The 23942-nt window shown below is 73.4% G+C and carries 26 protein-coding genes; 11 read left to right on the plus strand and 15 right to left on the minus strand.

Annotated elements, in window-relative coordinates; all coding sequences use genetic code 11:
• Positions 1 to 33: 33 nt before the first annotated feature.
• The 5 genes from ACS04_RS07770 to ACS04_RS07785 form a co-directional block, all read right to left on the minus strand.
• A complete protein-coding gene (locus ACS04_RS07770) occupies positions 34 to 510 on the minus strand; it encodes an NUDIX hydrolase (protein ID WP_048475821.1) in 477 nt (158 codons plus the stop codon).
• A gap of 423 nt (positions 511 to 933) precedes the next feature.
• Complete coding sequence (locus ACS04_RS07775) at positions 934 to 2208, minus strand: LPXTG cell wall anchor domain-containing protein (RefSeq protein WP_048475784.1); 1275 nt, start codon at positions 2206 to 2208, stop codon at positions 934 to 936.
• Between the two features lie 310 nt (positions 2209 to 2518).
• Positions 2519 to 3058, minus strand: a complete 540-nt coding sequence (locus ACS04_RS07780; RefSeq protein ID WP_245236315.1) for a DUF4291 domain-containing protein — start codon at positions 3056 to 3058, stop codon at positions 2519 to 2521.
• Positions 3055 to 3177 (minus strand): hypothetical protein, encoded by a 123-nt coding sequence (locus ACS04_RS39995; RefSeq protein ID WP_280920978.1) that lies wholly within the window; start codon positions 3175 to 3177, stop codon positions 3055 to 3057. Before ACS04_RS39995 ends, ACS04_RS07780 begins: the two co-directional genes overlap by 4 nt.
• 58 nt (positions 3178 to 3235) lie before the next feature.
• On the minus strand, positions 3236 to 5707 hold the full coding sequence (locus ACS04_RS07785) for a helicase C-terminal domain-containing protein (protein ID WP_048475785.1): 2472 nt from the start codon (positions 5705 to 5707) through the stop codon (positions 3236 to 3238).
• Between the two features lie 107 nt (positions 5708 to 5814).
• Between ACS04_RS07785 and ACS04_RS07790 the strand changes: the two genes are divergently transcribed.
• Complete coding sequence (locus ACS04_RS07790) at positions 5815 to 6825, plus strand: hypothetical protein (RefSeq protein ID WP_048475786.1); 1011 nt, start codon at positions 5815 to 5817, stop codon at positions 6823 to 6825.
• Between the two features lie 96 nt (positions 6826 to 6921).
• The gene (locus ACS04_RS07795) at positions 6922 to 7584 is read left to right on the plus strand and encodes an HAD family hydrolase (protein WP_048475787.1); all 663 of its coding nucleotides are present in this window, start codon (positions 6922 to 6924) and stop codon (positions 7582 to 7584) included.
• A 60-nt stretch (positions 7585 to 7644) separates the two neighbouring features.
• Here ACS04_RS07795 and ACS04_RS07800 read toward each other — a convergent pair whose 3' ends face one another.
• A complete protein-coding gene (locus tag ACS04_RS07800; protein WP_048475788.1) occupies positions 7645 to 7896 on the minus strand; it encodes a hypothetical protein in 252 nt (83 codons plus the stop codon).
• A gap of 200 nt (positions 7897 to 8096) precedes the next feature.
• Here ACS04_RS07800 and ACS04_RS40000 point away from each other — a divergent pair, with 200 nt between their 5' ends.
• On the plus strand, positions 8097 to 8480 hold the full coding sequence (locus tag ACS04_RS40000; protein ID WP_030012939.1) for a cold-shock protein: 384 nt from the start codon (positions 8097 to 8099) through the stop codon (positions 8478 to 8480).
• Positions 8481 to 8573: 93 nt separating this feature from the next.
• On the opposite strand, the gene ACS04_RS07810 is transcribed toward ACS04_RS40000, so the two are convergent.
• The 4 genes from ACS04_RS07810 to ACS04_RS07825 all read right to left on the minus strand — a co-directional run bounded on the left by ACS04_RS07810 (position 8574) and on the right by ACS04_RS07825 (position 12191).
• Complete coding sequence (locus tag ACS04_RS07810; RefSeq protein ID WP_398022359.1) at positions 8574 to 9485, minus strand: 1,4-dihydroxy-6-naphtoate synthase; 912 nt, start codon at positions 9483 to 9485, stop codon at positions 8574 to 8576.
• Complete coding sequence (locus ACS04_RS07815) at positions 9472 to 10182, minus strand: futalosine hydrolase (RefSeq protein WP_398022360.1); 711 nt, start codon at positions 10180 to 10182, stop codon at positions 9472 to 9474. Before ACS04_RS07815 ends, ACS04_RS07810 begins: the two co-directional genes overlap by 14 nt.
• A 37-nt stretch (positions 10183 to 10219) precedes the next feature.
• On the minus strand, positions 10220 to 10705 hold the full coding sequence (locus ACS04_RS07820) for a hypothetical protein (protein ID WP_048475790.1): 486 nt from the start codon (positions 10703 to 10705) through the stop codon (positions 10220 to 10222).
• 112 nt (positions 10706 to 10817) lie between these two features.
• Entirely contained in the window at positions 10818 to 12191 is a 1374-nt protein-coding gene (locus tag ACS04_RS07825) for an MFS transporter (protein WP_209441658.1), read from the minus strand.
• Between the two features lie 369 nt (positions 12192 to 12560).
• On the opposite strand from ACS04_RS07825, the gene ACS04_RS07830 reads away from it, so the two are divergent.
• From ACS04_RS07830 to ACS04_RS07850, 5 genes are all read left to right on the plus strand, one after another.
• A complete protein-coding gene (locus ACS04_RS07830) occupies positions 12561 to 13469 on the plus strand; it encodes a DUF3027 domain-containing protein (RefSeq protein ID WP_048475791.1) in 909 nt (302 codons plus the stop codon).
• A gap of 59 nt (positions 13470 to 13528) precedes the next feature.
• A complete protein-coding gene (locus ACS04_RS07835; protein WP_078864531.1) occupies positions 13529 to 13747 on the plus strand; it encodes a hypothetical protein in 219 nt (72 codons plus the stop codon).
• Between the two features lie 138 nt (positions 13748 to 13885).
• On the plus strand, positions 13886 to 15367 hold the full coding sequence (locus ACS04_RS07840) for a flotillin family protein (protein WP_048475793.1): 1482 nt from the start codon (positions 13886 to 13888) through the stop codon (positions 15365 to 15367).
• A gap of 48 nt (positions 15368 to 15415) precedes the next feature.
• The gene (thpR, locus tag ACS04_RS07845; protein WP_048475794.1) at positions 15416 to 15967 is read left to right on the plus strand and encodes an RNA 2',3'-cyclic phosphodiesterase; all 552 of its coding nucleotides are present in this window, start codon (positions 15416 to 15418) and stop codon (positions 15965 to 15967) included.
• A 202-nt stretch (positions 15968 to 16169) separates the two neighbouring features.
• Positions 16170 to 17159: an aldo/keto reductase gene (locus ACS04_RS07850; RefSeq protein ID WP_048475795.1), complete on the plus strand. Its 990-nt coding sequence runs from the start codon at positions 16170 to 16172 to the stop codon at positions 17157 to 17159.
• Between the two features lie 67 nt (positions 17160 to 17226).
• Here the strand turns inward: ACS04_RS07850 and ACS04_RS07855 are convergent, their stop codons facing one another.
• On the minus strand, positions 17227 to 17814 hold the full coding sequence (locus ACS04_RS07855; protein ID WP_048475796.1) for a Uma2 family endonuclease: 588 nt from the start codon (positions 17812 to 17814) through the stop codon (positions 17227 to 17229).
• 107 nt (positions 17815 to 17921) lie between these two features.
• Positions 17922 to 18605: a GDSL-type esterase/lipase family protein gene (locus ACS04_RS07860; RefSeq protein WP_048475797.1), complete on the minus strand. Its 684-nt coding sequence runs from the start codon at positions 18603 to 18605 to the stop codon at positions 17922 to 17924.
• A 76-nt stretch (positions 18606 to 18681) separates the two neighbouring features.
• Here ACS04_RS07860 and ACS04_RS07865 point away from each other — a divergent pair, with 76 nt between their 5' ends.
• Complete coding sequence (locus tag ACS04_RS07865) at positions 18682 to 19710, plus strand: SdiA-regulated/phytase-like domain-containing protein (RefSeq protein WP_048475798.1); 1029 nt, start codon at positions 18682 to 18684, stop codon at positions 19708 to 19710.
• 10 nt (positions 19711 to 19720) lie between these two features.
• Here ACS04_RS07865 and ACS04_RS07870 read toward each other — a convergent pair whose 3' ends face one another.
• Together ACS04_RS07870 and ACS04_RS07875 are read right to left on the minus strand one after the other, a co-directional pair.
• Positions 19721 to 21157, minus strand: a complete 1437-nt coding sequence (locus tag ACS04_RS07870; RefSeq protein WP_342449399.1) for an MFS transporter — start codon at positions 21155 to 21157, stop codon at positions 19721 to 19723.
• Between the two features lie 26 nt (positions 21158 to 21183).
• Entirely contained in the window at positions 21184 to 21621 is a 438-nt protein-coding gene (locus ACS04_RS07875) for a MarR family winged helix-turn-helix transcriptional regulator (protein WP_030156888.1), read from the minus strand.
• 118 nt (positions 21622 to 21739) lie between these two features.
• Between ACS04_RS07875 and ACS04_RS07880 the strand changes: the two genes are divergently transcribed.
• A complete protein-coding gene (locus ACS04_RS07880) occupies positions 21740 to 21922 on the plus strand; it encodes a hypothetical protein (protein WP_031146958.1) in 183 nt (60 codons plus the stop codon).
• A 35-nt stretch (positions 21923 to 21957) separates the two neighbouring features.
• Here ACS04_RS07880 and ACS04_RS07885 read toward each other — a convergent pair whose 3' ends face one another.
• Positions 21958 to 23412: an NCS2 family permease gene (locus ACS04_RS07885; RefSeq protein ID WP_048475800.1), complete on the minus strand. Its 1455-nt coding sequence runs from the start codon at positions 23410 to 23412 to the stop codon at positions 21958 to 21960.
• Positions 23413 to 23562: 150 nt separating this feature from the next.
• Here ACS04_RS07885 and ACS04_RS07890 point away from each other — a divergent pair, with 150 nt between their 5' ends.
• Entirely contained in the window at positions 23563 to 23862 is a 300-nt protein-coding gene (locus tag ACS04_RS07890) for a hypothetical protein (RefSeq protein ID WP_048475801.1), read from the plus strand.
• Positions 23863 to 23942: the final 80 nt, after the last annotated feature.

Below are 23942 nucleotides of genomic sequence, written 5' to 3' on the forward strand. Positions count from 1 at the left end.
GCCGTATCCGGGCCCGTGCGGGGGGCCCGCGCGCTACCGCACGACGGGCCCGGCCCCCGCCCGCCAGTCGTCGAGCCGCTTGCGGACGGCGGGGACCATGGGCAGCCCCGCCACCTCCTCGGGCCGGAACCAGGCGACCTCGAAGGACTCGTCCGAGACGCGGAGGGTGCCGCCGGTGGGCCGGGCAAGGAGGCAGATGGAGAACTCCTGCCGGACCTCGCCGTCGTCGTAGGCGAAGACGTGGCCGGGGTCGGTGTACGTGCCGACGATGCCGACGATGCCGACGATCTCCACGCTCACGCCGGTCTCTTCGAGCGTCTCCCGGATCGCGCACTGCCCGATGGACTCGCCGAGCTCCATTCTCCCGCCGGGCAGGGCCCACATGCCGTTGTCGGTGCGCCGTTGCAGGAGGACGCGTCCGTCCCCGTCCACGACGACCGCCGAAGCGGCCGGGACGAGGCTGTTCGCCGCCGGGGCGTCGGGATCGTCCTCGTAGTCACGCCTGGCCATGTGCTCCACCTATCGTGCCGGTTCCGCGCGTGTGGCGTGAGTGCCGGCCGCCAGTTGCCCGGGGGCACTTTCGCTTCCGCCATAGCGTCCCGCAAGGTCGTGTTCGGAGCTCCCCCGGCGACGTTGGGCGTTCCTGCACCGTACTGCCGGAAAGGCGGCGCCCGTTGCGGCCTGCGGTGTGTGCCAGGTGCTGGTGCGGGACCGGGAGTCGGCGTGGAAGGTCGGCACTCTAAAGGCGGTGGCCGTGCAGAACGCGGCTCTGCGCCGGCACCCGCACGCGCGGGCCCGGGCCGTAGATCCCGGCGACGGGAGCCGGGACGGCTCGGGCCCTTGAGCGCGTCCGCGGAGCGGACGGGTAACGGGACCGGGGAACGGCCGAAGGGGCCCGGCACGGGTGTGCCGGGCCCCTTCCGGGTGTCGTGGTCAGGCGCGCGTCGCGCGGCGGCGGCGGGCCCCGAGCCAGGCCGCGGCGCCGCCGAGGGCGACGAGGGCGGCGGCCAGACCGGCGTACAGGCCCGTGTTGGAGTCGGCGCCGGTGTGGGCCAGGGAGCCGGTGGTGCCCGTGGCCTTGGTGTTGGTGTTCGCCGCGACGACCGCCGTGGTGGAGGACGAGGGCGAGGGGGACGCGGACGCGGAGGGCTGCGCCGTGGCGGACTTACTCGGGGTCGGCGAAGGCGACGTCGTCGCGGTGGCCGGGGCGAGCTGGAACTTCGTCTCGGCGCCCGAGAACTCGTAGGTGTTGCCCTCGGCCAGGCCCACGCTCGCCTGCAGGGTGACCTCGGTGGCCTTCTTGTAGTCCGTGTTCGGGCCGAACGAGGTCCGCAGGTGCAGGACGCGCTCGCCGGAGGCGGCGCTGAAGCCCGCCGGGATCGTCGGCAGCATGAAGCTGTACGGGTCGGCGGTGCTGACGCCCTGCCACTTGCCGTCGACGAGCATCTCCAGCTGGAGGTTGGGCACCTTGACGTTGCTGCCGAAGTTCACGCCCAGCGAGGTGTACAGCGCCGTCTTGAACGCACCGTCGCCGGTGAGGCGGTAGGTCAGGTCCATCTCGCGGCACTGGAGCGCGGGCACGCCCTTGCAGTCGCCGACGTTCTTGAACGCGGTCTCCAGCTTGCCCGTCTTCACCGACGGGTCCGTCTTGAAGGTCAGGGAGGCGGCGTTGCCCTCCGCCACCTCGCCCGAGTAGCTCGTGGCCTTCAGCTCGAAGTCGCCGTTGGTGGTCGGGTAGCTCTTGCCGAGGCCGATCGTGACCTTCCAGGTCATCTTGGCGCCCGCCGGGATCTCGAAGCCCTCGCCGCCCGGCTTGCCCGCCGGCCGGAACAGGCCCTGCCACTCGCCGTCCTGCTGCCCGATGGAGGACTCGGTCGCCGGCGCGGTCACGCCCTCGACCTTGAAGACGACGTCGCTCTGCCCCAGCGGGCTCGCGCCGGCGCCGTGGAGGAGCAGCCAGGGGTGGAAGGAGCTGGCCTTGTCCGTGGTGTTGGTGGCGGTCAGCTCGAAGGTCTCCGTCGCACCGCCGCGGGTCAGCGGGCCGCTCGGCACCGGGGCGCTCATGGCCAGCTTCAGCGCGGCGTGGTTGTCGTCGGCCGGTGCGGCGTGCGCCGACAGCGGCAGCAGGACGGTACCGGCGACGGTGGCGACGACGGCGGTGGCGGCCGCGGTGCGGAAGGAACGGCGGGTGGCGGTGCGAGCGGACATGGTGGACTCCCCCCAAGGAATCACGAAGGCAGGCGAGCAGCGCAGAGCGGTGGCGGCCGGCGGAACAGACGGAAGAGGACGTGCGAGGTGCCGCGGCGCGGTGCCGGCGGCGGGTGGTGCGGGGTTCTCGCTCCGGCGCCGGTTCGACTTCCTCGGCCGCTTGCTGCGATGAACTGATCTTCACACACCGCGGATCACCGATCCATCGCCCGTCTGTCACCGCTCTGCAACAGGGACCGCAGGGGCCCCTCCACCCGTTCTGAGCTGCGCAAACGATACCCCGCATTCCGCTTTCCGCGTCGGGTGCCGGCTACGCGCCCAGGTGCGTCAGCGGCCCCGCCCCGTACGGGGTCTCCGCGGGCAGCAGGGCCCGCGCCGCGGCCTCCTCGCCCGCCCGGACCAGCCCGTGGATCTCCCGGGCCAGTGGGGTGACGTCACGGATGGAGACCGTCCACTCGTCGGCGTACGCGCGCGAGGCCGGACCGGACAGGCCCAGCTGGAGGGAGCGGTGGGGCAGCGGGTTCAGGTGCAGGTCGCGTTCCGGGTCCCACTGCACCCGGGTGCTGCTGCGGCGCAGGTCGCGCCGCCAGGACTGCGCGTCGTCGTGCGTGCGGGGTTCGTAGTGGGACAGGCAGGCGTGGCGCAGCGCGTGGTCGAAGCCCTCGCGGGTGATCTCGACGGCCAGCACCGTCTCCTGGCCCTCCTTGGTCGCCCAGCCGCAGCGGTACATCATCCACAGGAACGAGGGCTTGATCCACGTCATGCGCTCGCGTTTCCAGGCGGGCGGGAAGCGGCCGTCGCGGGCCGCGGGCAGGCCGAGCGAGGGCGAGTACGCCTGGTAGACGGTCACCGTGGTGGCGGTGTGGACGGCCCGGATCCGCCGATCGCCTCGTACGCCTCGGACGTGTCCTGCACCTCGGACGTGTCCTGCACCTCGGACGTGTCCTGCACCTCGGACCTGTCCTGCACCTCGTGCTTCTTGCATGGGGCAAGGGTGCTCGCCGCCGTCCCCGGGCCGCCAGCCGTTTTACAGGTGCTCCTCCGCCAGTTCGGCGACCCCCGTGATCCGGTGCAGCGCGTACGTCCGCACCTCGTCCGCCGTGTGGTCGTACCCGGTGACGAAGCCGCCCTCCACCCGCACCGGGGCGATGACCCGCTGGCTCGCCGCGCCGTCCGCGTTCACGTACCCGATCCACACCGCCGATCCGGTCAGCGCGGCCGCCTGCACCGTGGCCAGGGTCTCCGCCGCGCTCGTGCGCGGGAGTTCGCCCGCCGCCACGGGCGCCGACGCCGGCTCCTTGCGGACCGCCGTCGCCGCCAGGTCGCCCGCGCGGATCGCCCGTACCGCCGCTGCCAGCAGCGTCGTGTCCGGCACCGGCGGGCCGTCCGGCACCGGGACCGGCGCCGATCGCGGCGGCGTCCGGTGGGCGTCGGCCCGCGCCACGACCACGTCCCCGGTCTGCGACTCCGCCGCCGGCGCGTACCCCATCGCCCGCAACCCGTCGAGCAGCGCGCCCGGTTCGGCCTGCGCCGCCAGTACCGTCGGGGCCAGCCGCCGCAGTCCGAGCCCGGCGGAGCGCCGGTCGGCCATGATCTCGTTCAGCATGCCGTCGTCGTCGCAGCGCACGTACGAGGAGGCCGCGCCCACCCGCAGGTGCCCGTGGCGGCGCGCCACGTCGTCGATCAGGTAGGCCAGCGGCTGCGGAACGGGCGTGATGCTGTGCTCGGCGAGGAAGGCGTGCAGGTCGGAGGCGGTCCGTCCGGAATCCAGCGCCCGCCGTACGGAACCGGGTGTGAAGCGGTACACCGTCGCCCCGCCCTTGGACTCCACGTCCGCGAGGACGGCCAGCACCTCGCCGACCGCCCGGCGCAGCGGCCCCGGGGCCACCGCCGTCAGGTCGGCCTGCAGCAGTACGTGGTCCACCGGCTCGGGAAACAGCGGCGCGAGCTGCGGCGCCGGATCGCGGTGCTCCAGCAGGGCCCGGCCGTGCGCCGCGAGCGCGCCGCGGCCGGTCACGCCGAGCACCTCGGCCTCGGTCAGCGTCCAGCGCGCGAGGCGGGCGCGCAGCGCGCTCGTCCCCCGTACGGGGCGCTCCCAGTCCAGCCGCGCCAGCAGGGCCTCGGGGGCGGCGGAGGCGCCTTCGGGCAGGACGGCGAGGAGTTCGAGCACGCGCCGGCGCACCTCGGGGGCGGCGGAACGGTCGAGGTCGGGGCCCAGCGCGGACAGGGTGCGGCCCTTGGCGTCCTGATCGCCGACCAGGCCCGCGGTCCGGGTGGCCGCCAGCCAGGCCTCGGCGAGGGCCGACCACCGTTCGGCGGGCGGGAGTTCCAGCCAGTCGTCGAAGGCGGGCGTGGGCGCGTACCGCTCGTCCGCCTCCCCGTCGCCGGCCAGCAGCCCGGCCGCGTAGGCGAGTTCCACCCAGAACGCGGCCGTCGGCTCGGTGGCGTCCAGCGTGGCCGCCGTCCGCTTCAGGTCCCGTACGGACAGCCCGCCGGCCCGCAGCACTGGCGGCCCGGCGTGCTCCCAGGACTTCACGAGCTCCTCGACGGTGGACAGCGCGGCCAGCGCCTGACCCGCCGCGTTCGCGTCCACAAGCTGTGGACGGTGCTCGCGGTCGGCGCCCACCTCCGGAGCCACCGGCTCCGTCTGCCGGTGGGCGAGCCCGCCGCGCAGGTGCAGCGCCACCTCGCGGGGCAGTACGACGGTCCGCGCCGAGGCCGGCAGCAGCAGCCCGCGGTCGCGCAGCCAGCGCACGGGCGGGGTCGGGTTCGGCGTGACCTCGCCGTACGGCGGCCCCCACACGAGCCGGCCCAGCACCTGGTGGGCTTCGGCGGGGGCCTCGTCCAGCAGCGCCGACATCCGCCCGGGGTCGGTGAACAGGCCGGTCAGCGCCGACACCGCGGACACCGGGTCGTGCGTCGCGGGCAGCCCGGCCGCCGCCACGATCTCCTGGATCCGGGTCGGTGACATCCCGGCCGTGGCCTCGGCGACGGTCGGCCCGAGGCCGGTGGGGGAGGGCCGGCCGGCGGACGGCGCCAGCAGCTCCCGGGCGGTGCGGACCAGCCGCAGCCGCTCGTCGTCGCCCCACACCAGCGCCTGGTCGCGCAGGGTGGCCAGGGCGCGCGGGAGTTCGGCGCGGGCGCCGTTGTCCTGGCGGGCGCCGCCGCCGCTGCCGTGCTCGCCGGCCAGCAGCGATTCCAGCACCGGGTACGGGCACGGGTCCGGCGCCACCGCGAGGGCCTCCGCCGTCTGGAGCGCGAAACGGTCGAGCCGGTCCAGCGCGCGGACCACCGAGGCCCGGGTCCCGGCCCGGGTGGCCAGCTGCGTCATGTCACCCGGCACCGGGCCGAGCAGGTCCGGGCGCGCATGCAGCAGGGCGGCGAGCGACGCGTCGTCACGGGCGCGCAGCGCCTCGGCGAGGGAGCGCGGGGCGCTGCTCGCTGTGGCGCTTCCCGCAGCACTGCTGGGCTCGGGCAGCTCAGGCACGGTCGCCTCCATGGTCGCGTCGGCCGGTCCCCATCCGGCCAACGGTATCCGCTGAGCCCTCGGCAGCTCCACGGGCGCACGCGCTACCTTTCCGGTGGGCGGTACGGGAGGAGCCGGGCATGGGGATCGAGAGCGACCATCTGGTCTACGAATATCTGAGCCGGGTCGGGGACTTGGCGCAGCGGCGGCAGCTGTCCTCGGGGGACCGGATGCGGCTGGTGGCGCGGTTGCGGGACGAGATCGACGTGCGGCGCGCCAAGTACGAGCCGGAGACCCCGGCGGCCGTACGGCGCATCCTGGAACGGATCGGCACGCCCGAGGAGGTCCTCGACTCCATGGGCGCGTCGCCCGCCCCGCAGACGCGGGCGGCCACCCCCGATCCGGCCCCGGCGGTGCCGACCCAGCGCGGGCCCGGCCGGCTGCTGCGCAAGCCGGTGCCCCCGCCGCGCCCGGCGGACACCGCGCCCGCGCCGCCGCACCTGGCGGGGCTCGACGAACTCGGCGCCGACGGCGGGGCGGAGCCCGACTGGTGGCGCGTCGCGCCGGGACCGTACGGGGCCGGGCCGCAGGTGGAGGGGTTCGCGGGCGGCATCGAGATCCCCGAGCTGTTCAAGCACCCGGAGGCGGAGGGGAAGCCGGAGCCCGCGGCGGGCCCGGCCGCCGCCGAGGACGGATCGGCCGTACGGGGCCTCGTACGGTTCCTCAAGCAGCGCCGGCGGGCGAAGGCGGAGGCCAAGGTGGCCGCCAAGGCGGGGGTCGCACCCGATGCGGGGGCCGTGCCCGGCGCCGCCGCGCGCCCGAAGCCGCACGCCTTCCTGCTGCTGGCCGCGGCCGTGCTCGTGGCGGGCGCCGTCACCGGCTCCTGGCTGCTGCTGATCGGCGGCTGGCTGCTCGCGTACGCCTCGCGGGTGCTGGGGCCGGCCGAGCGCAAGGCGGTCGTGTTCGGGCTGCCGGGTGCCGTCTTCGCGGGCGCGGTGGTGTGGCTGTGGGGCCGCCTGGAGGGCCGTTGGGGCGCGCCGCTGACGGACGACGGGCTGGGCGGGGTCTTCCAGGGCATGTGGCCCTGGCTGGCCCGCGGCGCGGCGGTGGCCTCGGCCCTCTACCTGGCCTGGCGCTCCCGCCGCCGCTGAGGCCGCCGGATCGGGCCGTCCCGGATTTCACCGTCCGGTCACGCGGGCCCCCGTGCGCGTTCCCGTGCGCGGGGCCGGGCTCGGCACAATGGGCGCATGAGCCCCGAGACCCCCGCCGTGCCCGCCCAGCTGACCGTCGGCTTCGACCTCGACATGACCCTCATCGATTCCCGCCCGGGCATCAAGGCCGCCTACCAGGCGCTTTCCGCCGAGACGGGTACGTTCATCGATGCCGACGAGGCGGTCACGCGGCTCGGTCCGCCGCTGGACGAGGAGCTCGCGTACTGGTTCCCGGAGGCGGAGATCCCGGCCATGGCCGACCGCTACCGGGAGATCTACCCCACACACGCCATCGAGCCGACCCCGGCGATGCCCGGCGCCCGCGAGGCGATCGAGGCCGTCCGCGCGCTCGGCGGCCGTGCGATCGTCGTCACGGCCAAGCACGAGCCCAACGCCCGGCTGCACCTCGCCCACCTCGGCATCGAGCCGGACGCGGTGATCGGCTGGCTGTGGGCGGAGGCCAAGGCGGCCGCGCTGCGCGAGTACGGCGCGCAGGTCTACGTCGGCGACCACGTCGGCGACGTGCGCGGGGCCCGTACGGCCGGCGCGCTCTCGGTGGCGGTGCCGACCGGGCCGTGCCCCGAGCCGGAACTGCGCGCGGCGGGAGCCGACGTGGTGCTGGCGGACCTCACCGCGCTGCCGCAGTGGCTCGCCGGGTACGTCCGCGCGCAGGCGGCCTCACCCGCAGTACGCGCCTGACCCGCAATAAGCGCCTGATCCGAGCGGCGGCCCCGGCCGGACCGCGGACCTGCCGTCAGGTCAGGCCTGCGAGGCGCGGGCGGCCCGGCGCTGGGCCGCCGCCGAGCGCAGCACGCCCGCCGCCGAGATCAGGAAGCCGACGCCCATCAGCATGCACACCGCCCACGCGTAGGACGGGAACGGGTCGGTGTCGAGGAACAGCGGGGCCATCGTCGCGAGGGTCGCCACGGCGCCCACGATGAACACGATGCCACCGGCGCGCACCAGGCCGTCGCCCGGGCGCGCTTCGTCGGGATGAGGAGTAACGGTCACCCCACCAGGGTAGTTCCCTGGCCGAAGCGGCCGACAGCGCGGCCGGACGCGAAGAGCCGGCGAAGGACCGGGGAACGTCTTGTCTCCCGTCCATCGCCCACTAGCCTGGACACGGCGGGTCACCATGACCCGCTGCGCTGTTGTCCGGACCCGCCGAGCGGCGTCCCGGACCCCGACGAGCACAAGGACAGAGGACGGACGTGCCTACCGGCAAGGTCAAGTGGTTCAACAGTGAGAAGGGCTTCGGCTTTCTCTCCCGTGACGACGGCGGAGACGTCTTCGTCCACTCGTCGGTGCTCCCGGCCGGGGTCGACGCCCTCAAGCCCGGCCAGCGCGTCGAGTTCGGCGTCGTCGCCGGACAACGCGGTGACCAGGCGCTTTCCGTGACGGTGCTGGACCCGGCGCCCTCGGTCGCGGCCGCTCAGCGCCGCAAGCCGGACGAACTGGCCTCGATCGTGCAGGACCTCACGACGCTGCTGGAGAACATCACCCCGATGCTGGAGCGCGGCCGCTACCCCGACAAGGTGCACGGCACGAAGATCGCCGGCCTGCTGCGCGCGGTGGCCGACCAGCTCGACGTCTGAGCCCGCAGCCGACCCGTACGCACGACGGTGCCCCGGCCCTCGAAAGAGGCCCGGGGCACCGTCGTACGCACCTCGTCCGCAGCCGGAGAACGGCTACGGGAAGGCCAGCGCGTCCCCCGCGATGGCCGGTACCAGACCCTCCGCCGCGGCCCGCGTCAACAGCCCGCGCACCGCGGCGTACCCGGCGTCGCCGAGGTCGGCGGTGAACTCGTTGACGTACAGCCCGATGTGCTGGTCGGCGACGGCCGGGTCCAGCTCCTGCGCGTGGGCGCGCACGTACGGGCGGGAGGCCTCCGGATCGTCCCAGGCCATCCGGACCGACGTGCGGGCCGACTCGGCCAGGGCGCGCAGGGTCTCGGCACCCAGCGAGCGCTTCGCGATGATCGCGCCGAGCGGGATCGGCAGACCGGTCGTGGACTCCCAGTGCTCGCCCATGTCGGCGAGGCGGTGCAGCCCGTAGTCCTGGTACGTGAACCGGGCCTCGTGGATGACCAGTCCGGCGTCGACCCGGCCGTCGCGGACCGCCGGCATGATCTCGTGGAACGGCAGGACGACGACCTCGCCGACCCCCTCCGCCAGCACGTCCGCGGCCCACAGCCGGAACAGCAGGTAGGCGGTGGAGCGTTCGCTGGGCACGGCGACGGTCTTGCCGTTCAGGTCCAGTCCCGGCTCCCGCGTCAGCACGAGCGGCCCGCAGCCGCGCCCGAGCGCGCCGCCGCACGGCAGCAGCGCGTACTCCTCCAGCACCCACGGCAGCACGGCGTACGACACCTTCAGCACGTCCAGCTCGCCGCGCTCGGCCATGCCGTTGGTGATGTCGATGTCCGCGAAGGTGACGTCGAGGGCGGGCGCCCCCGGGATCCGGCCGTGCGCCCAGGCGTCGAAGACGAACGTGTCGTTCGGGCACGGCGAATAGGCGATGGCGAGCGGTTCGGCGGGCGGTTCGGTGCGCGGTTCGGCGGGTGCCGCGGCGGGCGCTCCGGCGAGCGGGTCAGCGGTGCTCATGGCGTTCTCCCCAGGTGACGAGTACGGGCCCCAGGGCGCGGAATCCGGCGGTGAGCGCGGCCAGCGCGTCCCCGATCCGCCAGGCGTCGCGGTCGCGGGGGCCGACGGCGTTGGACACGGCGCGGACCTCCAGTACGGGCAGCCCGTGCGCGGCGGCCGCCTCCGCGACCCCGAACCCCTCCATGGCCTCGGCCCCGGCCAGCGGATGCCGGGCGGCGAGCCGGGCCGCGCCCTCGGCGGTGCCGGTGACGGTGGAGACGGTCAGCACGGGCGCGAGCAGCGCCCCGGTGGCCTCGGCGGCACGGGCGGCGAGCTCGGCGGGCGGGAGGTGCACGCTGCGCCCGAAGCCCAGCTCCTGTACGTCGAGGAAGCCGTCGGGGGTCTCGGCCCCCAGATCGGCGGCGACGAGGGCGTCGGCGACCACGAGGGAGCCGACCGGGGCGGCGGGAGCGAACCCGCCGCCGATGCCGGCGGAGACGACGAGGGAGTACTCGGCCAGCGCCAGCGCGGTGGCCGTGGCGGCCGCGGCGGCGGCCGGCCCGACCCCGCCGACGAGCACGTCGGCGGCGAGGCCGGGCAGATCCCGCCGAGAGAGGAGGTACCCGCCGGGAAGGGTGCGCGGCTCGGGCGTCACCGGGTCCGGATGAGGGGTGGGCCCGGTCAGGCCACTGGCGACGGAGTCTGCCTCCGCCGCCACTGCGGTCACGATGAGCGCGCGCACCGTCGGTACGTGCCTACTTGAGCTTGACGTTGTAGGCCCAGACGGCGAGCGGCTTGCCGTCCTCGCCGACCTGGACGATGTTCAGCTTCTTGGCGGAGGGGGCCTCGCCCTGGCCGCCGGTGGCGAAGATGTCGGCGCCGGGGAAGCTGCGGTAGGTGTTGGCGGAGGGCTCGGTGATCGGCTGGCCGTCCAGGACCGCCTGCCACCGCTTGCCGTCCTCGACGACTTCCGGCTCGACGCCCAGACGCAGGGTGTCCCCGCGGCGGTAGGCGATGGTCTTGGCGTCCTTCATGTCGGTGAGGCACTCCTGGACCTTGTCCATGGAGAGCTCCTTGGCGTCGGAGCAGACGGCCTCGGTGGACACCGACGACGAGCCGACCGTCACGGTCGCCAGCGGCGTCGGCTTGTCGCAGGCGGAGAGGAGGAGGAGGCCGGCGGACACGGCTCCGAGGGCCGCGACGCTGCGGCGGCCCCTACCCGAGAAAAGCGGTGCGGTCATGAGCCGAAGGCTATCGGGCCACCCCGCTCTGCCGCCGCACGGGGGTGTCCGTGGCCTGCCGCGCCGCGCGCGGCCGGCCCGGGAGGGCCGATTTGCCCCGCTCTGAACGGCCTCAGGCCACCCGGGGGCGCGAGGAGCCCGGATGGTGGTGGCTCGGGGCGCGGAGGCGCCCGCGTACGGCCATCGTGGTGCCCGCCGCGACGATCGCCGCGGCGACGGCCATCCCCAGCACCCCGTTCAGCGGCAGCACGATCCCGATCGCGCCGCCCAGCACCCACGCCATCTGGAGCAGCGTCTCCGAACGGGCGAACGCGGAGTTCCGCACGGCCTCCGGCACGTCCCGCTGGATCATCGCGTCCAGGGACAGCTTCGCCAGCGCCTGGCAGAAGCCGGCCGTGGCCGCCAGCACGGCCATGAACAGCCCGCTGAAGAACACCGCCGCCAGGATCGCGACCCCCAGGGTCACCGACAGCACCGACGCGATGATCGTCTCCGGGGCCCGTGCCCGCAGCCACGCGCCCACCGCCGTCCCGCAGGCGTTCCCGACGCCGGCCGCGACGCCCACGATGCCCAGCGAGACGGCCGCGCTCTGCCCGGCGAGCGGGTGTTCGCGCAGCAGGAACGCCAGGAAGAAGATCAGGAACCCGGACAGCGCGCGCATCGCGGCGTTCGCCAGCAGTCCGCACAGCACCGAGGGGCTCACCGTGCGCAGGCCCGGCTTGCGCGAATGCGGCTCGTGCGTGGAGAGCCGGGCCCGCCGCTCGCCCTTGGCCTCGTCCACCTTGGGCGGCAGCGAGAACGCCGCGAACGTGCCCCACACGAAGATGGCGCAGGCCCCGTACAGCGGCCAGGGCGGCCCGATGCCGTGCAGCCCCGCCGCGACGGGGGCCGCCGCGCCGGTCGCGAGCAGGCCCGCCAGGGTGACCCGCGAGTTCGCCTTGACGAGTGAGAACTTCGGCGGGAGCAGCCGCGGCACCACCGCGCTGCGCACCACCCCGTACGCCTTGGACGCGACGAGCACGCCCAGTGCCGCCGGGTAGAGCTCCAGCCCGCCCGTGGCGACCGCGCCCGACATCATCACCGCGAGCAGCGCCCGCGCGAGCATCGCGACGGCCATCGCGGCCCGCCGGCCGTGCGGCAGCCGGTCCAGCGCCGGACCGATGACCGGGGCCAGCAGGGTGAAGGGGGCCATGGTGATCGCGAGGTACAGCGCGACGCGGCCGCGTGCCTCGTCCGTGGGTACCGAGAAGAACACCGTGGAGGCCAGCGCCACCGTGATCATCACATCGCCGGCGCCGTTGATGGCGTGCAGCTCGATCAGCTTGCCGAGGCCCGATTCGCCGGCCCCGTGCGCGTGCGTGGCCCGCCGAATCCCGCGCGCCGTACCGGTGAACGGGCTCCGCAGGGCATGCCCGACGGCCCGGCCGGCCCGCCTGGCCGGTCCCGGGCCGTCGCGGGACGACCGAACGGGTGCCACATCCGCCATAGTGCCCCAAGGACCCCTCCCGCTATCGTCCCGGCGCGTTACGGACGCCCGTCGGGCGGGCGTCGGGAGGGCGCGGGAGGGGTGTCGGCACGCGCTCCCGTCCGCGAATCGGACCTTGCATGTGGGCCCAAGGCTTCGGAGGAGGTAGCGTGCGTAGCGCGCCACCGGCGGTTGCTCTCGGCCGCGCGCCTCTTCGCGATCCCGCAGAATGGATTGCAGGTAGGTGCGCCCGAGGCCGATCGGGTGCGGACGTCGACGCGGCCCTCTGGTCCGCTCCGCCCGCGCCACGTACGGACAGGACCGACGGGTCGTTCAGGACGACAGTACGGACGGCGCACTCGTGAGACGGCGTAGGAGAGAACGAGACCTGTGAGTGCTGCGACGACGCGAAGCCGTACCCCCGACCGCCTGTGCGCCGAGGCGGTAGACCTCGCCCGCACGGCCGCCGAGGAAGCCGCCGCTCCCTCCGTGGTGGGCGAGCACGTCTCCGCCGTGGCGGAGGGTGACAGGGTCGTCACGCACTTCTTCGAGTGCAAGGACCCGGGCTACCGGGGCTGGCGCTGGGCCGTCACCGTCACGCGCGCCTCCCGCGCCAAGAACGTCACCCTCGACGAAACGGTGCTCCTCCCCGGCGAGGACGCGCTGCTCGCCCCCGAGTGGGTGCCGTGGAGCGAGCGGCTGCGCCCGGGCGACATGGGCCCCGGCGACCTGCTGCCCACCGACGCCGAGGACCTGCGGCTGGAGCCGGGCTGGTCGGGCGAGGACACCCCGCCGCCGAACTCGGTCGTCTCCACCGAGATGGCCGAACTGGTCGAGGCCGAGGACGCGGACGTCACCGACCGCGCCGTGGTCCCCGTACGGGGCTCCATCACCTCCGTCGCCGAGGAGCTCGGCATGCGGCGGGCCCGGGTCCTGTCCCGGTACGGGCTGCACAGCGCGGCCGACCGCTGGGACGAGTCCTTCGGCGCCAAGACCCCGATGGCGCAGGCGGCGCCCGCCTCCTGCGTCTCCTGCGGGTTCCTCGTCGCCATCGGCGGCTCGCTCGGCCAGGCCTTCGGCGTCTGCGCCAACGAGTTCGGCCCGGCCGACGGGCACCTCGTCTCGCTCTCGTACGGCTGCGGCGGCCATTCGGAGGCCGCGGTCATGCCGAAGCCGCCGCGGCCGGCGCCGCCGGTCCTCGACTCGATGGCCACGGACGAGTTCCCGCTGCGCCCGGCCGCCGACACGGGCTCCGTCCCCTCGGCGGACCTCCCGGCCGCCGACCTCGGCCACTCGTAGAGAACTCGGCCACTCCCGGAGCGGCACCGGGGCCCGGTGCCGCGGCGTACCCTCGCACCATGGGGGAAGACGGCATGATCGGGCTGGACGGCCGGGTGACCGGCACGGTGGGCCCCGGGCTCGTGGGCGAGGTCATCGTCCGCATCCGGGGCGGCGCGGAGCACTTCCTCGCCCATCCGGCGCACGGGACCGGCCGGCTGCCGGTCGGCACGGTCGTGACGGTCGTGGAGTACCTGCCGCCGCGCACGGTGTACGTGATGGCCGCGTACGACAACTGAGCCCCGGCGCCACCTGCGCGGATGTGCTTCGTATCAAGATGGCGACAAGAATCCCCCCCTGACTTCTTAACGGCCCGCCGCAGGAGCACACTCGCCCTCGTCAGTGTCGAACGGCACTGCGATAAGGGGGCGTTGCCGATGGCTATCGGCGTCGTGGCGGGAATCGTTCTCGCCGCAATCCTGGCTTTGATCGGCCTGTTCAAGCTCATGTGGCGGGTGGCCGAACCGAACGAGGCACTCGTCATCTCCGGCTCCACCCACCGCACCGAGGGCATCGGCGAGGGCATGGGGTTCCGGATCGTCACCGGGCGCGGAACCCTCGTGGTCCCCGGCGTCCAGGCGGTCCGCAAGCTGTCGCTGGACCTGAACGAGACACAGCTGAACGTGGACTGCGTCACCCATCAGGGCATCCCGCTGCGGGTGAAGGGCGTCGTGATCTTCAAGATCGGCGACGACCTCGTGTCCATCGCGAACGCGGCGCGCCGCTTCCTGGACCAGCAGAAGATGATGCCCGAGCGGGTGCACATCGTCTTCGCGGGTCATCTGCGTTCCATCGTGGGCGGGTTGACGGTCGAGGACATGATCCGCGACCGGGAGAAGCTCACCGGGCAGACCCGGGCGGCCTGCGGTACGGAGATGGAGAAGCTCGGCCTCATCGTCGACTCGCTCCAGATCCACGAGATCGAGGACCCGACCGGCTACATCAAGAACCTGGCGATGCCGCACGCGGCCGCCGTCCAGCGGGACGCGCGCATCGCGCAGGCGGAGGCGAACCGCCTGGCCACCGAGGCCGAGCAGACCGCCTTCGCACGGATGGCGGAGGCCACCCGCGACAGCGAGATCCTCCAGGCGGGCTACCAGGCCGAGCGCGACAAGGCCGCCGCGACCGCCCGCCAGGCGGGCCCCCTCTCGGAGGCCGCGGCCCGCCAGGAGGTCGTCGTACAGGAGACCCGGGTCGCCGAGCTCGAAGCGCACCGGCGCGAACAGCAGCTCCAGGCGGACGTGCGCAAGCCCGCGGACGCCGCGGCGTACGAGACCCGCACCCGCGCCGAGGCCGAGCGCGACGCCCGCATCTCGGCGGCGCAGGCCAAGGCCAAGGAGACCGAGCTGGCGGCGGCGGCCGAGGCCACCCGCGTGACCACGGCGGCGACCGCGGACGCGGCGGCCACCGAGGCCCGGGGCCTGGCGGCGGCGAAGGCCACCCGGGCGACCGGTGAGGCCGAAGCGGCCGCCACCCAGGCGAAGGGCCTCGCGGTCGCGGCTTCGGCCAAGGCCAAGGGCCTCGCCGAGGCCGACGCGATCAAGGCGCGGGCCGCCGCACTCGCCGAGAACCAGGAGGCGGTCGTCGCCCAGCAGCTCGCCGAGAACTGGCCGGCGATCGTGGAGGCGGGCGCGGGCGCCTTCGGCAACGTGGAGCACATGGTGCTCCTGAACGGTGCCGAGGGGATGTCGGAGATGTTCGCGAAGGCGCTGACCATGGGCGGCACGGGCCTCGGCCTGGCCCGCCAGCTCCTCGCCTCGATGTCCCAGCCGGCCGCCCCGGGATCCGCCGCGGACACCACCCCGGTCAACGGCAAGACGGCGTCCGCCTCCCACCAGATCCCCATCGCGGACGCGTGACGCGCCCGGGCGCGAGCCTGACCCGCGGTCCGGGTTAGGCTCGCGCCCATGAGGCTGTTCGCCGCGGTGATGCCGCCCCCGGATGCGGTCGACGAGCTGCGCCGCGCCGTGGCGCCGCTGCGCGACGACCGGCTGCGCTGGACGGACGAGGCGGGCTGGCACTTCACCCTCGCCTTCATGGGCGAGGTGCGCGACGAGCTCCTGCCGGACCTGCACGCCCGGCTGGCCCGCGCCGCCCACCGCACCGAGCCCTTCGGCCTGCGCATCCACGGCTGCGGACACTTCGGCGACCGCGCCCTGTGGGCCGGTGCCGCCGGCGGGATCGACCCGATGCGGATGCTCGCCGAGCGCGCCGACGCCGCCGCCCGCCGGGCCGGGGTGGCGATGGAGCACCACCGCCGCTACACCCCCCACCTCACCCTGGCCCGCAGCCGCACCGGCGCCGACCTGCGCCCCTACACCGAGGCCCTCGCGGGCTTCGAGGGCACGCCGTGGCGGGTCGGCGAGCTCAGCCTGGTCCGCAGCAACCTCCCCACCGCCGGGGTCCCGGGGGAGCAGCCCCGCTACGAGGTGGTCGAGGCCTGGCCCCTGGCCGCCTGACCCCCGTACGGGAACCGGCGCGGCTCGCGTTACGCTCGACGGGTGGATCCCAAGACCCGAAACCGTGTGATGGCCGGTGTACTCGTGCTGATGTTCGTCGTCGTGGCCGTGGCGGCCGCCGTGGGCCAGTAGCCCACCGGACGCCGCCCCGTCCGCGCGGGCCCTTGCTTCGAGTGGACTCCAGGCAGTTGGCTTGGGGGTCATGAAGTACACACAGCTCGGACGCACCGGACTCAAGGTCAGCCGACTCGTACTCGGCACGATGAACTTCGGTCCGCAGACAGACGAACCCACCAGTCACTCGATCATGGATGCCGCGCTCGGCGCGGGCCTGAACTTCTTCGACACCGCCAACGTCTACGGCTGGGGCGAGAACAAGGGCCGTACCGAGGAGATCCTCGGCACCTGGTTCGCCCGGGGCGGCGGCCGTCGGGACAAGACCGTGCTGGCCACCAAGGTGTACGCGAACATGGCCGGCGAGGGCGACCCGTGGCCCAACTACGACCGGCTCTCGGCGCTGAACATCCGCCGGGCCGTCGAGGCCAGCCTCAAGCGGCTCCAGACGGACTACATCGACCTCTACCAGTTCCACCACGTCGACCGCCGGACCCCGTTCGAGGAGATCTGGCAGGCCGTGGACGTGCTGATCCAGCAGGGCAAGGTGCTGTACGCCGGATCGTCGAACTTCCCCGGCTACAAGATCGCCCAGGCCAACGAGAAGGCCGCGCGGCGCGGCTCGGTCGGGCTGGTCAGCGAGCAGTGCCTGTACAACCTCGCCGAGCGGCGCGCCGAGATGGAGGTCATCCCGGCGGCGCAGGAGTACGGGCTCGGCGTGATCCCCTGGTCCCCGCTGCACGGCGGCCTGCTGGGCGGCGTCATCAAGAAGGAGGTCGAGGGCGGCCGCCGCGCCTCCGGGCGCTCCGCGGACGCCCTCGCCAACAGCTCCGTACGGGCGCAGGTGCAGGCGTACGAGGACCTGCTCGACAAGCACGGCCTGGAGCCCGGCGAGACGGCCCTGGCGTGGCTGCTGACCCGCCCCGGGGTGACCGGGCCGATCGTGGGTCCCCGGACGGCGGAACAGCTGGAGAGCGCCCTGCGGGCCCTGGAGCTGGAGCTGTCGCAGGAGGTGCTCTCCGGCCTGGACGAGATCTTCCCGGGCCCGGGGGCCTCCCCGGAGGCCTTCGCCTGGTGAGCCGGTAGGCCGCCGGCCGGGGTGACGGTACGGTGCGACCGGTCCGCGCCCCGGCGCGGGGCGCGGATCAGTCGCGGGGGAACTCGGAGGTGTCGAGGACCAGGCCCACGACCGTGCCCGTGAGGTCGATCTCGTCCCCGAAGGGGATCTTGGTCTCCGTGGCGTAGTCCCCGTCCTTGGGCTGGGTGTAGAGCAGGCAGCGGCGGACGTACGGGTCGACGACGAGGTAGGCGGGCACTTCGGCGGCCGCGTACGCGGCCTTCTTGGGGCCGTAGTCGTTGGCGGCGGTGCCCTTGGAGATCACCTCGGCGACGAATTCCACGTCCTGGTGGCGCCAGTGAGCCGAGTCGTCCTTGGTGGCGTCCGTACTGAGCAACGCGACGTCGGGCGCGAACCCGTTCAGCCGGCCGGGGAAGTCGATGCGCACGTCCGAGAGGGCTTTGACTCCCATGCCGAACTCGTCTTCCAGGGCACGGACGATCCTGCGGATGATCTCCCAGTGCGTGTCCCGCTGCGGCGACATGTAGACGGTCCCCTCGACGATCTCGACCTTCAATCCCTCGGGGACGGGCTCAAGCGCCTCGAACATGTCGTCCAAGGCCTGCTCGCTGCTGATGTCGGCCATCTCGATCCTGTCGGTCTCTACGACGGTCACCGTGGCGCTCCTCCCCGCTGCCGCGCAGTCGCGGGCAGCCGCGTAGTACAACGATACGCACGGAGGCCGGGTCACGGCGGGAACGCGGGATGTGGTCCTACGGGGCGTCAGGGCATCCGGTACGGGCCGCCGATGCCCCACGCCTGGTGCAGCACCGCCGCGAACTCGCCGGCCAGGCGGTGCTCGCCGGAGGCGTTGGGGTGGGTGCCGTCGTAGGTGTCGTACGCGATCTCGTACGAGGCCGGGCGCGCGGCCAGCAGGACCGGCGAGGCGTCGGTCGACAGGTCCGCGACGGCCTTCGCGAGGAGCTCGTTGAACCGGGCCACCTCGGCCGCGAAGGGCGCGTCGGTCTCGGCCCGGACGTTCGGGATGACGGGGAGCAGGACCATCCGGATGCCGGGGCGGGCCGCCCGGGCCTCCGCGACGAAGCGGCGGGCGTTGGCCGCGGTCTCCTCGGCGCCGGTGTAGAAGCCGAGGTCGATCAGGCCGAGGGAGACGAGCAGCACGTCGGGCTCCCCGGAGCGCACGGCGGAGCCGATGAGGGGGGCCATGTGCTGCCAGCCCTCGCCCCAGCCGGCGAGGTGGCGGCGGGCGTCCTGCGGGAAGCCGGGGTCGGCGTAGGCGTGGCTGGTCGGCGCGTTGGCCGCGGTGTCGAAGAGCGCGGTGCGCGGGCCCACGATCTCGTGGGGGCCGCCCGGGACGGCGCTCAGGTGCTGCCACATCCGGTAGCGCCAGGTGTAGTCGCCGGCGCGTCCGATGGTCATGGAATCGCCGACGAACATGAAACGCATCCGGTCATCATCGCGGATCGGGCGCCGCGAGCCCCTGTGATGCCGGACACGCGCGGCACCCTGGCAGGCTTGGGGCATGCGCCTGCTGCCGTTGACCGCCGTCATTGCCCTTGCCGTGCTGCCGGGTTCGGCCGCGGCCGCCGTCCAGGCCTCGGGAGCGGCTCCCGCCTCCGGATCCCCCGGCGCCTCCGGGTTCACCATCACCGATCCGCGGATCAAGGAGTCGAGCGGGCTGGCGGCGAGCCGGATCCACCCGGGCGTGTACTGGACGCACAACGACAGCGACGACGGCCCGTACGTGTACGCGGTGGACTCGGCGACCGGGAAGACCGTGGCGCGGGTGACGATGACCGGGATCGGGGCCCCGCGCGACGTCGAGGCGATCTCGCTCGGCCCGGACGGGCAGCTGTACGTCGGCGACATCGGGGACAACCTGAACGGGACCTGGGACCACGTCTGGATCTACCGCTTCCCGGAACCGAAGCGGCTGGCCGACGTCACGGTCAAGGCCGAGCAGTTCACGGTGAAGTACGCGGACGGGGCGCGCAACGCGGAGGCGCTGATGGTGCATCCGGTGACGGGCCGGGTGTACATCGCGAGCAAGAGCGAGGACAAGGGCGGCCTGTACGAGGGGCCCGAGCAGTTGTCGGCTTCGGGGACGAACGTGTTCCGGCGGGTCGCGGACCTGCCGTGGGTGACGGACGGGGCCTTCTCCCCGGACGGCGGCCGGCTCACGCTGCGCGGCTACTTCTTCGCGAGGACCTACCCGTGGAAGGACGGGAAGCCGGAGGGCGAGGGGGAGCGGGTGGAGGCGCCGTGGCAGGGGCAGGCGGAGTCGGTGACGTACTCGGCGGACGGGTCGACGCTGCTGTTCGGATCGGAGGGGGAGTCGAGCCGGGTGGTGGCGGTCCCGGTGAAGCCCGCGGCCGGCGGCCCGGCGTCCCCCGCGCCCGGGAAGCCGGGCGCGAGCCCGGCTCCCGGCGCCCCCGGCCCCGCGGGGGATCAGGGCGGGGGCGGCTTCACCAAGGGCGCGGCCGTCCTGGCCGTGGGCGCGGCCCTGGTCTTCGGCGTCAAGCGGCTGTTGCGCCGGGGGCCGCGCGGCTGACGACGGGGCCTCAGGCCGCCGTCACCAGCTCGCGGGGGCGGGGCGAGGGGACGAACGTGACCCCGCGGCGGCTCACGCTCAGGCGGAGGTTGCCGACCCGGGACAGGATCACCGCGATGGCCGCGGCCGCGGCCAGGGAGACGAGGCCGCCCGCGGCCATGCCGATCCGGGCCCCGTACGTGTCCGTCACCCAGCCGACCACCGGGGCGCCGATCGGGGTGCCGCCGGTGAACACCATCATGTACAGCGCCATCACCCGGCCCCGCATCTCGGGGTCGCAGGCCATCTGGACGCTCGCGTTCGCGGTGACGTTGACCGTCAGTCCGAACATCCCGATCGGCACGAGCAGCGCCGCGAACAGCCAGAACCCGGGCGCGAAGGCCGTCACGACCTCCAGTGCCGAGAACAGCACCGCCGCCGCGACCAGCAGCCGCAGCCGCGAGTGCCCGCGCCGGGCCGCGAGCAGCGCGCCCGCCAGGGAGCCGGCCGCGATCAGAGTGTTGAAGAGCCCGTAGGTGCCCGCGTCCCCGTGGAACACGTCGCTGACGAAAGCCGACAGCCAGATCGGGAAGTTGAACCCGAACGTGCCGATGAAGCCGACCAGCACGATCGGCCAGATCAGCTCGGGCCGGCCGGCGACGTACCGCAGGCCCTCCCGCAGCTGGCCCTTGGCGCGTGGCTGCGTCTCGGCCGGGCGCAGTTCGCGCGTGCTCATCAGCAGCAGGCCGGCGACCGGCGCGGCGAAGGACAGCCCGTTCAGCAGGAAGGCCCAGCCGACGCCGACCGCGGTGATCAGCACACCGGCGATCGCCGGGCCGACCAGCCGCGCGGACTGGAAGTTCGCCGAGTTCAGGCTGACGGCGTTGGCGAGCTGCTCCTTGCCGACCATCTCGGGCACGAAGGTCTGCCGCGCCGGGTTGTCCACGACGCTGACGAGGCCGAGCAGGAAGGCCGCGAGGTACACGTGCCAGACCTGGACGTGTCCGGCGAGGGTGAGCGCGGCGAGCGCGACGCCGGTCAGGCCCATCAGGGTCTGGGTGGCGATCAGCAGCGGCCGCTTGGGCAGCCGGTCCGCGAGTACGCCTCCGTAGAGGCCCAGCAGCATCATCGGCAGGAACTGCAGCGCGATCGTGATGCCGACCGCGGAGGCGGAGCCGGTCAGGGACAGGACCAGCCAGTCCTGGGCGATGCGCTGCATCCAGGTGCCGGTGTTGGAGACGGCCTGTCCCGTGGCGAAGAGCCGGTAGTTCCGGATCTTCAGCGAGCTGAACATCGAGTTGTTCTTGCCCGTGGAGCCCGTGGAGCCCGTGGAGCCCGTGGAGCGTGTCGAGCCGGTGGGGCTCGTGGAGCGTGTCGGGCCCGTGGCGTGCGCGGAGCCCGCCGGGTGCCCGGTGGTAGTGGTGGATGTATGGCCGGGTGCGGAGTCTGCTCCGGTTCCCGTACTCAAAAGCGTTCGCCTCCTGGCGTCGTCCGTTACAAGTGCGCGAGCTTCTCCAGGACGGGAGCGGCCTCGCGGAGCTTGGCCCATTCGTCCTCGGTGAGCTCGGCCGCGAGCCCGGCCAGGAAGGCGTTCCGCTTGCGACGGCTCTCCTCGAGCATCGCTTCGGCTTCCTCCGTCTGGGTGACCACCTTCTGGCGGCGGTCGTCCGGGTGCGGCTGCAGCCTGACCAGTCCCTTGGCCTCCAGCAGCGCCACGATGCGGGTCATCGACGGGGGCTGGACGTGCTCGCGCCGGGCCAGCTCACCGGGGGTGGCCTGGCCGCACCGGGCGAGGGTGCCGAGCACCGACATCTCGGTCGGGCTGAGCGATTCGTCGACGCGCTGGTGCTTGAGGCGCCGGCCCAGCCGCATGACGGCGGAGCGGAGGTCGTTCACGGCGGCAGCGTCGTCGCCATGGGTAAGGTCGAGCATCTCTTTAGACTACCTCATTACTCTCTCTAAAGAACGCAGGTGAAGCGTGTCACTCGTACGGGTGAGTCGGCGGCGGAAAGTGACACGCGTCCACGTCCTGTGCCACGACTCTTTCGGCATGGGGACACACGTGCTGAGCATGCGCATAGACGGGGAGCTGCTCGAACGCCTCCGGACTCATGCGGCCAAACGCGGAATGAGCGTCCAGGACTATGTCGTCCGGACGCTCATTCGCGATGACTTCGACGAGCGCTTCAAGGCCGCAGTCGACGAGACGGAGAAGTTCTACGGGCTCACGTGAGCCGTTCTACGGGCTCACGTGAGCCGTTGGGGCGCCTACGTGAGGCCGAGGGCCGGCATCGCGTAGTAGAAGACGAACACCGCCGATACGACGTACAGCGCCGCCGGGACCTCGCGTCCCCGGCCGGTCGCCAGCCGCAGCACGCAGAAGGCGATGAAGCCGAAGCCGATGCCGTTGGTGATCGAGTACGTGAACGGCATCATCACCATGGCCAGGAAGGCCGGGACGGCGATGGTGAAGTCGCTCCAGTCGATGTCCCTGACCGAGCCCGCCAGGATCAGGAAGCCGACCGCCACCAGGGCGGGGGTGGCCGCCTGGGACGGGACCATGGTGGCGAGCGGGGTCAGGAACAGCGCCACGGCGAACAGGCCGCCGGTCACGACGTTCGCGAGGCCCGTGCGGGCGCCCTCGCCGACGCCGGCCGTGGACTCCACGAAGCAGGTGGTGGCCGAGGACGAGGTGGCGCCGCCGGAGGCGACGGCCAGGCCGTCGATGAGCAGCACCTTGTTGATGCCGGGGAAGTTGCCGTCCTTGTCGATCAGCTTGGCCTCGTCGCCGACGCCGAGGATCGTGCCCATCGCGTCGAAGAAGCAGGACAGCAGCACGGTGAAGACGAACAGGATGCCGGTCAGCACGCCGACCTTGCCGAATCCGCCGAACAGGCTGACCTGGCCGACGAGCCCGAAGTCGGGGGCGGCCACCGGGTTGCCCGGCCACTCGGGGACGGTCAGGCCCCAGCCCGAGTCGGGCAGTCCGACGATCAGCTGGACGGCGACGGCGACGACGGTCATGGCCACGATGGAGATCAGGATCGCGCCGGGCGTCTTGCGGATCAGCAGCGCCAGGGTCAGCAGGACGCCGACGATGAAGATCAGGACCGGCCAGCCGAGCAGGTGGCCGCCGGTGCCGAGGGTGAGCGGCACCGTGGTGTGCGCGGCGTCCGGGATGCGGGTGACGAAGCCGGAGTCGACCAGGCCGATCAGCATGATGAAGAGGCCGATGCCGATCGCGATGCCCTTGCGCAGGCCGAGCGGGACGGCGTTCATGACCCGCTCGCGCAGGCCGGTCGCGACGAGCAGCATCACGACGAAGCCGGCGAGGACCACCATGCCCATGGCGTCGGGCCAGCTCATGCGCGGGGCGAGCTGGAGCGCGACGACGGTGTTCACGCCGAGGCCGGCGGCGAGCGCGATCGGGACGTTGCCGATGACGCCCATGAGGAGCGTGGTGAAGGCCGCCGTCAGGACGGTGGCCGTCACGAGCTGGCCGCTGTCGAGCTGGTGCCCGTACATGTCCTTCGCGCTGCCCAGGATGATCGGGTTCAGCACGATGATGTAGGCCATCGCGAAAAAGGTGGCGAACCCGCCGCGGATCTCCCGGGCGACGGTGGAGCCGCGCTCGGAGATCTTGAAGTGGCGGTCCAGGGCGGAGGTGCCGCCGGAGGCGGGGTCCGGCCGGGTGGGCGCGGGCGCGGGGGCCGACGTGCTCATGCGGTCCTCTGGTGTCTTCATCGCGGGGGCATTGGGTGATTCATACGAAGAAAATGGGCCAAGCCCACACCGTTTCAGTATGAACACATGAACGAAAGCCCGTCCATCTCCGCGCGTAGACCCGGTTTCGGCGCACCTAGACTTGGGGGCATGGCGAAATGGATTGCGAAGCACGAGGCGCCCGCGCCCCTTGAGGGCCCGATCGTCGCGACCGTCACCGGCGGCACGATCCTCTGGTTCGCCATGTTCGTCGTCCAGCTCCCGTTCTACGGCTGGTTCGCCGACCGGGACCTGCTGTGGTGGGTCTGGTGCTGCGCGGCCGGCGGGTTCCTCGGCCTGATCGGCCTCTGGTACGTCCGCGGCCGCGACGCCGCGCTCAAGCGCCACGCGGCGGAGCAGGCCGGGCAGGGCGCGCAGACCGCACGGGACGGGGACGGCGCCGCCGGCTGAGGGCGGCGTCGGCTGAGGACGGTGTCGGCTCCGGGGGAGCGGTGGATGCACCGGCCGGGCCCCGGGGGACCAGGGGAGGA

Origin of the sequence: Streptomyces roseus, assembly GCF_001044425.1 — a bacterium.
Classification (GTDB): domain Bacteria; phylum Actinomycetota; class Actinomycetes; order Streptomycetales; family Streptomycetaceae; genus Streptomyces; species Streptomyces roseus.